Genomic DNA, 6507 nt, shown 5'->3' with positions numbered 1-6507 from the left:
CCCCGCGCCCCCCCGCGGGGCCCACGCCCCCCCCACCCACCCTTCACTCCCCCCCCCGCCCCCGCCCCCGCCCCCCCCCCCCACTACAGAACCCCTCTCCCGGTGGGAGAGGGGCTAAAGGTCAAGCGATCAGCGATCGCTCTTCATGTACTGCAGGAACGGGTCGTTCTTGTCGAGCACGATCACGCCGTTGCCGTCGGTCATCGAGGCGCGGTAGGCCTCGAGGCTGCGGTAGAAGGCGTAGAACGACGGGTCAGCAGAACCGGCCTTGCCGTAGATCGAAGCGGCCTGGGCGTCGCCCTCACCGCGCAGCTGCTGCGCATCACGCTCGGCTTCGGCCACGATCACGGTGCTTTCGCGGTCGGCCTGGGCGCGGATGGTCAGCGACTGCTCTTCGCCCTCGGCGCGCAGCTTGGCGGCCTCCTGCTTACGCTGGGCGCGCATACGCTCGTAGACGTCGGCAATCACCTGGCTGTCGGTCGGCAGGTCGATCTGCTTGATGCGCAGGTCGATGATCTCCATGCCCAAGGCCGCAATCGCCTCGTTGATCGACTTCAGCTGACCGGCAATCAGCTCACCCCGGTCACCGGATACCAGCGCCTGCAAAGTGCGCGAGTTGATCTGATTACGCAGTGAGTCGGTGATGATCGGCGCAAGGCGGGCATTGACGATCTTGCTGTCGCCGCCGGTGGCACGGTAATAGGCGCGCACGTCGGAGATCTTGCCAATGGCGAAGAAGTCGACGCTCACGTCCTTCTGCTCGGCGGTGAAGTAACGCGCCGGGGCGGTGTCCAGTACCTGGAAACGACGGTCGAACACGCGCACGGTTTCAACCAGCGGCACCTTGAAGTGCAGGCCCGGCTTGATGTCGGCACGCACCACCTTGCCGAGGTTGAGCACCATGGCGGTCTGGTCTTCACGCACCACGTAGACCGAGCCCAGCAGGCCCAGCAACACCGCGACGATTACGCCGATAACGACTGAATTTTTCATCGGCCGGCCTCCTCACGCGATGCCGAGCGCGAGACCGAACGGTCCGCGTTGCGAATGCTGTCGGTCGCCGCCGGCAAGGCCGGTGCCACCATTTCCGGGGTCAGCTGCGGGGCAGCCGAGCTCTTGCCAGCATCGGCGGGCATCGGCACATAGATCAGCTGACGGCCATCGCCACCGATGACCTTGCGGTTCTCGGCCAGCACCTGCTGCACGGTTTCCAGCCACAGGCGCTTGCGGGTGACTTCCGGCGCGTTCTTGTACTCGCCCTGCAACAGGGTGAAACGGCGTGCATCACCCTCGGCGCGGGCGACGATGGCCTGCTTGTAACCATCGGCGGTGGTGCGGGCACGCGAGGCCTGGCCACGCGCTTCCGGCACCACCTTGGCGGCATAGGCCTGGGCTTCGTTGATCAAACGTTCCTTGACCTGCTGGGCACCGTTGACCTCGTCGAAGGCCGGCTTCACTTCTTCCGGCGGACGCGCATCGGGCAGGGTCAGGCCGGTCACGCTGAGGCCGGTCTTATAGGCCTTCAACGAAGCCTGCAGGCGCTGCTCGGCAACCACGGCCAGCGGACCACGGTTGTTCAGCACGGTATTCAGGTCGGCACGGCCGACCTGCTCACGCACGGCGCTCTGCGCGGACTGTTCCAGCATCTGGTCAGCATCAACCGTACCGAACAGGTACTCGCGCGGGTCGTCCACGCGGTACTGCACGTTGACCGACACGTTGACGATGTTCTCGTCGCGGGTCAGCACAGGCACGTTGCTGCTGAAGGTCTTGATCTGGGTCGCGTTGACCTTGACCACCGACTCCAGCGGCCACGGCAGCTTGAAGTTCGGGCCCGGCTGCAGGATGCGCGAGTACTCGCCGAAGCGCAGGACCACGCCGCGCTGCTGTTCGCCGATCAACTGGAAACTGGAGAACAACAACAGCAGACCCAATGCGACCAGCACCCAGCGCCAGATACCGCCATCAAACAGGTCGCGCAGCGGACCGGGCAGTCCACCACCCCAACCTCCGCCATTGCCGCCACGTGGCGTACGCGGCGCGCGGTTGTTGTCCGCACCACCACCGCTGTTGCCGCCGGGTGTATTCCAGGCCATGCATGCTCCATCTGTAAGGGCCAGGCTGCGGGGGCTCCCGCCTAGGACCTGGCCATCTATTGAATCCCGATTCTAACAAGGCAGACTCTGAACAGGTTCGGGGCTACCTGAACGGAAAGTTTTGCCCGCCGATCAGCGACCCAAGTAGCTGATCCTGCGGTGCGAGCCCCAGCCAAGACGGGTCCCGCGATATCCGTGCAGGCCTCGCTCGGCACCTGCTCTGAACAGGAATAAGGGCAGACCGGCCTTTTCACAACAGTTATGGTTGCACTCCCCCGTTCCGACGCAGGCCTACCGATGTCCCATACCGCTCCGTTCACCGCCTTCCGCATCCACAACGACGACGCCGGCTACCGCAGCGGTCCTGAACAAGTGGACCTGGACCAGCTGAGCCCGGGCGAGGTGGTGATCCGCGCCCGCTGGTCGTCGGTCAACTACAAGGATGCGCTGGCTGGTACCGGCAAGGGCAAGATCCTGCGCCGCTTCCCGCTGATTGGCGGCATCGACGTGGCCGGCGAAGTGGTCGCCTCCAGCGACCCGGCCTTCCGCGAAGGCGACCAGGTGCTGACCACCGGCTGCGGCCTGAGCGAAACCCGGGACGGCGGCTACAGCCAGTACGTGCGCCTGGAATCCAAGTGGGTGATTGCGCTGCCGGCCCAGCTCAGCCTGCGCGAGGCCATGGTGCTGGGCACGGCCGGCTTCACCGCCGCGCTGGCGCTGCTGCGCATGACCGACAACCGGCAGACGCCGGCCCATGGCCCGCTGGCCGTCACCGGCGCTACCGGCGGGGTCGGCTCACTGGCGGTGGACATCTTCAGCCAGGCCGGCTACGAGGTGCATGCCATCAGCGGCAAGGCCGAGGCGGCGGACTACCTGAGCGCCATCGGTGCCAGCCAGGTCCTCGGCCGCGATGCCCTGGCCACCACCCGGCCAATGGAGTCGGCGCGCTTTGGCGGCGGACTGGACAATGTCGGCGGCAGCATGCTGACCAGCTTGCTGGCGCAGACCAGCCCCTATGGCAACGTGGCGTCGGCCGGCCTGGCCGCCTCCGGTGAGCTGGACATGACGGTGATGCCCTTCATCATCCGCGGCGTCTCGCTGCTCGGCGTAGCCTCGGCCGGCACTGCCCGCGACATCCGCGAGCAGGTCTGGCAGCGCCTGGGCAGCGACTGGAAGCCGCGCCACCTGGACCGCATCTGTACTCGGGAAGTGGGGCTGGACGGCCTGCCCGAGGTGTTCGCCACCATGCTGGACGGCAAGTCCTTCGGCCGCACCGTCGTAAGAATTGATTGACGCCGGTCACATGAGCTCCCCGGCGTGAAGGCGGCGACTTCACGCCGGCGGCGTGCCAGCACTACACTGCCGCCACTACTTGGGGAAAAACATGGCGCGTATCCTGATCGTCGACGATTCACCATCGCAGTTGATGGGCATCCAACGCATTGTGGAAAAGCTGGGGCATGAGATCTTCACCGCAACTGATGGCGCCTCTGGGGTAGAGGTTGCCAAGCAGGTGCTGCCGGACCTGGTGTTGATGGACGTGGTGATGCCGAACCTCAATGGGTTCCAGGCAACCCGCACGCTCAAGCGCGAGGCGACCACGCAGCACATCCCGGTGATTCTGGTGACCACCAAGGATCAGGACACTGATCGCTTGTGGGGCATGCGCCAAGGTGCAAAGGCGTACATCACCAAGCCGTTTACTGAAGACGATCTGTCGGCGGTGATCGCGCAGGTGTTCAGTGCAGAGGCGCCACCGGTTGGGTGAAGCTGCTTTCTTGGGGAAAGCTGTTTGGGAAGGCGGGCTTTGCCCGCCTTTCCTGTTTTTGGCGGTTGGGGTTTGCTTTGGGTTTGCTTGCTAGAAGCTTGCCCTCACCCCAACCCCTCTCCCGTAAACGGGAGAGGGGCTCGGATCACGTCGGCTGCTAGTGCACTAGCCCCACACCCCTTTACGGGAGAGGGGTTGGGGTGAGGGCAAGCTTCCAGCTAAAGATATGAACCAAAGAAAAAAGAAAAGCGGGCAAAGCCCGCTTCTCTTCAACAGCAACAGCGCAAACCAATCCGCACTCAGTCCTCGCCAAACGCCTTGGCCAGGTCCTTGTACGCCTTGCGCTGCGCTTCATTGGTCGCCACCGGCGCAATCACTTCCAGCTCCACGATCTGGTCGCCATCGGGCTTGCCCGGCAAACCACGGCCACGCAGGCGCAGCTTGCGGCCGCTGTCCGAATCAGCCGGCACCTTCAGCTCCACCGAACCACCCAGGGTCGGCACGCTGATGCTGGTACCCAAGGCGGCCTGCCAAGGCGTCACCTGCAAGGTGTACAGGATATTGAGGCCATCAACCTCGAATCTCGGATGCGAGGCGTACTCCACCTCCAGCATCAGGTTGCCGCCACCACTGCCCTGCCCGCTCAGGCGGATCACCTGGCCCGGGCGAATACCCTTGGGCACGCGTACGTCGAGCTGGCGGCCGTCCACGGTGATACGCAGGCTGTCGCCGCTATACGCAGCCTCCAGCGGCACTGACAGCTTGGCGCGGGTATCGCGCATCGGCTGCGGACCCGCGCCACCGAAGCCCGGCCCCGGCCGGCGTCCGCCCGCACCAGCACCACCGCGCTGGCGTGTAAACAGGCTCTCGAAGAAATCGCTGAAGCCGCCGTTGGCATTGCCACCGCCGAACACTTCCTCGAAATCAAAGCCCTGCCCGCCGCCAAAGCCCGGCGGGGCATTGAATTCCTCGCCCGGGCGATAGCCCTGTGCGCGCAGCTGATCATAGGCCTTGCGCTTGGCTGGATCGCGCAGCGCCTCATAAGCCTCATTGACCGCCTTGAATTTGTCCTCGGCGCCGGCTTCCTTGCTTACGTCCGGGTGGTACTTGCGCGCCAGCCGACGGTAGGCCGTCTTGATTTCGGCATCACCGGCGCTGGGTTCAACCCCAAGCGTGGCGTAGTAATCCTTGAATTCCATCCTCACACCTCTGAAAAAAAGCTGGCCCGACACCTTGCGGCAACGGGCCATCGTGCAATCGGCAGGCGCCGTGGGCCCATTCTACCGGGCCACGGTGCCTGCGCAGGTGGAAGTTCGCTCACGCCATCAGGCGTTGGGCTGGCCCTGCACCACCTGGATGCGGCGCGGTGCCGCCTCGCTACGCTTGGGAATGCACACTTCCAGCACGCCATTGTGGCTGTGGGCAACGATGCCTTCGGCATCGGCGCTGTCCGGCAGCACGAAACGGCGGTTGAAGGCGCCCTGGCCGCGTTCACTGCGGGTCAGCCGCTGGCCTTCAGCCAGTTCCGGCGCGCTGCGCTGGCCACTGATGGTCAACACACCCTTTTCCATCTGCACGTCAATGCTGGCAGGGTCAACGCCGGGCAGATCGGCCGAGACGACGAAGCGGTTGGCTTCCTCGCGGATATCAACCGCCGGCAACCACGCTGACACGGTGTTGTTGGTGACGGTTTCAAGCAGCGGCGACAACAACTGATGAATCTCGGACTGGGTCGGCCACTGGCGGTAACGTACGATGCTCATGATGTCCTCCTGCAAGATGTGGGGACTGGCATGCCGGAATGGCACTGCCTTTCCCATGACAAGGACGTATTGTGTGAAGACAAGCTTTTCAAGCTGTCAACACAATGCCTGCACTGCCGCTTTAAACTTAAATTCAGCCTAGGAGACCCCCATGTCCATCAACGTCGGCGACCGTATTCCGGAAGTAACCTTGAAGCGCCTGCGCGAAGGCCTGGAAACGATCGACACCCATGCATTGTTTGATGGCCGCAAAGCAGTCCTGTTCGCGGTCCCCGGTGCATTCACCCCGACCTGCTCTGCCCGCCACCTGCCTGGCTACGTTGAACATTTCGAAGACTTCCGCAACCGCGGTATCGAGGTGTTCTGCATGGCGGTCAATGACCCGTTCGTGATGCAGGCCTGGGCCAAGAGCCAGTCGGTGCCGGACGGCTTGCAGATGCTGTCCGACGGCAATGGCGACTTCACCCGCGCACTCGGCCTGGAAATGGATGCCAGCGCGTCAGGCATGGGCATCCGCTCGCGCCGCTTTGCGTTGTACATCGAGAACGGCGTGGTCCGCGCTGCGTACATCGAACAACCGGGGCAGTTCGAGGTCTCCAGCGCCGAGCATGTGCTGGCGAATTTGCCGGAATAAGCAGCGCTATCAGTGCTTTTGTGGGAGCGGGGGGGGCCCCCGCCCCCCCCGCCCCCCGAAGTTAAGAGGAGGAGCGGGGGGGGGGGGGGGCGGGGGAGGGGGGGGGGGGGTAAGAGGCGCGCGGGGGGGGGGGGGGGGGGGGGGGCGCGCGCCCGGAGGGGGGGGGGCGGGGGGGGTGGGGGGGTGGGGCGCGGAGCCGACCGGGGAGGGGCGCGGTGGGGGGGGGTGGGGGGGGGGTGCGGCGGA

At 65.1% G+C, this 6507-nt stretch carries 7 protein-coding genes; 3 read left to right on the top strand and 4 right to left on the bottom strand.

Translation table 11 applies throughout. The features are described from left to right. Window positions 1-129 precede the first annotated feature (129 nt). Together hflC and hflK are read right to left on the bottom strand one after the other, a co-directional pair. Window positions 130-993 (bottom strand): protease modulator HflC, encoded by an 864-nt coding sequence (gene hflC, locus ACVOLV_RS21770; protein WP_303747085.1) that lies wholly within the window; start codon window positions 991-993, stop codon window positions 130-132. After that, the gene (gene hflK / locus ACVOLV_RS21765; protein ID WP_481556178.1) at window positions 990-2096 is read right to left on the bottom strand and encodes an FtsH protease activity modulator HflK; all 1107 of its coding nucleotides are present in this window, start codon (window positions 2094-2096) and stop codon (window positions 990-992) included. Before hflK ends, hflC begins: the two co-directional genes overlap by 4 nt. A 297-nt stretch (window positions 2097-2393) precedes the next feature. Between hflK and ACVOLV_RS21760 the strand changes: the two genes are divergently transcribed. After that, window positions 2394-3389 (top strand): oxidoreductase, encoded by a 996-nt coding sequence (locus ACVOLV_RS21760; protein ID WP_481556177.1) that lies wholly within the window; start codon window positions 2394-2396, stop codon window positions 3387-3389. A gap of 91 nt (window positions 3390-3480) precedes the next feature. Beyond that, window positions 3481-3864, top strand: a complete 384-nt coding sequence (pilH, locus tag ACVOLV_RS21755) for a twitching motility response regulator PilH (RefSeq protein ID WP_062166594.1) — start codon at window positions 3481-3483, stop codon at window positions 3862-3864. 299 nt (window positions 3865-4163) lie between these two features. On the opposite strand, the gene ACVOLV_RS21750 is transcribed toward pilH, so the two are convergent. Together ACVOLV_RS21750 and ACVOLV_RS21745 are read right to left on the bottom strand one after the other, a co-directional pair. Then, on the bottom strand, window positions 4164-5063 hold the full coding sequence (locus ACVOLV_RS21750; protein ID WP_481556176.1) for a DnaJ C-terminal domain-containing protein: 900 nt from the start codon (window positions 5061-5063) through the stop codon (window positions 4164-4166). Window positions 5064-5189: 126 nt separating this feature from the next. Continuing rightward, the gene (locus tag ACVOLV_RS21745; protein WP_481556175.1) at window positions 5190-5627 is read right to left on the bottom strand and encodes an Hsp20/alpha crystallin family protein; all 438 of its coding nucleotides are present in this window, start codon (window positions 5625-5627) and stop codon (window positions 5190-5192) included. 151 nt (window positions 5628-5778) lie between these two features. Here ACVOLV_RS21745 and ACVOLV_RS21740 point away from each other — a divergent pair, with 151 nt between their 5' ends. Then, window positions 5779-6261, top strand: coding sequence for a redoxin family protein (locus tag ACVOLV_RS21740; RefSeq protein WP_481556174.1), 483 nt, complete (start codon window positions 5779-5781; stop codon window positions 6259-6261). The last annotated feature ends 246 nt before the right edge of the window (window positions 6262-6507 follow it).

This window comes from Stenotrophomonas sp. STEN023 (assembly GCF_056760135.1).
Note: the sequence above shows the minus strand (reverse complement) of the source record. Positions and strands in the feature narration are given on the sequence as shown.

Excerpts from the sequence above, each read along its gene's own strand:
- ACVOLV_RS21740 (WP_481556174.1), top strand. The coding sequence starts at position 5,779 with ATGTCCATCAACGTCGGCGACCGTATTCCGGAAGTAACCTTGAAGCGC.
- ACVOLV_RS21745 (WP_481556175.1), bottom strand. The coding sequence starts at position 5,627 with ATGAGCATCGTACGTTACCGCCAGTGGCCGACCCAGTCCGAGATTCAT.
- hflC (WP_303747085.1), bottom strand. The coding sequence starts at position 993 with ATGAAAAATTCAGTCGTTATCGGCGTAATCGTCGCGGTGTTGCTGGGC.
- ACVOLV_RS21750 (WP_481556176.1), bottom strand. The coding sequence starts at position 5,063 with ATGGAATTCAAGGATTACTACGCCACGCTTGGGGTTGAACCCAGCGCC.
- pilH (WP_062166594.1), top strand. The coding sequence starts at position 3,481 with ATGGCGCGTATCCTGATCGTCGACGATTCACCATCGCAGTTGATGGGC.
- hflK (WP_481556178.1), bottom strand. The coding sequence starts at position 2,096 with ATGGCCTGGAATACACCCGGCGGCAACAGCGGTGGTGGTGCGGACAAC.
- ACVOLV_RS21760 (WP_481556177.1), top strand. The coding sequence starts at position 2,394 with ATGTCCCATACCGCTCCGTTCACCGCCTTCCGCATCCACAACGACGAC.